This is a genomic window from Globicatella sp. HMSC072A10 (genome assembly GCF_001811625.1).
In the GTDB taxonomy this organism is placed as follows: domain Bacteria; phylum Bacillota; class Bacilli; order Lactobacillales; family Aerococcaceae; genus Globicatella; species Globicatella sanguinis.
This window is the reverse complement of record NZ_KV805673.1, coordinates 1-296: the sequence shown is the minus strand read 5'-3', so window position 1 is coordinate 296 and position 296 is coordinate 1. Positions and strand designations below refer to the sequence as shown.

General features: G+C 39.9%; 1 pseudogene. It reads right to left on the bottom strand.

Annotated features, from left to right (window positions below):
• Positions 1–60: 60 nt before the first annotated feature.
• Positions 61–296: pseudogene (locus HMPREF2811_RS11370) on the bottom strand (hypothetical protein); the annotation flags it as partial.

The following is a 296-nucleotide window of genomic DNA, read 5'->3' as shown; positions in this document are numbered from 1 at the left end:
ACCATTTTCCGAATACTGGGTAATCGTAATTCTCTACATAACTCAATTAATCGTTCTTTCTTATCCATAGTGAATGACCTCCTTATCTGCTTGATGAAACAGATTCGCATAAGCTTTCAAATTGCTTTCCGATTGATGGGTTGTCTCATCTCTTGCCAGAGATACCTCTGTCGGCTCTGATTGCTCGCAGAGAAATAAAATTCTTTCTGTGCTAACGTATCCCCAACGAATGCCATTCAGTTCTTCGACCGCTGCCATAACACGTTCAAAATTGTTATTGTTCTTCATGTAGTGGA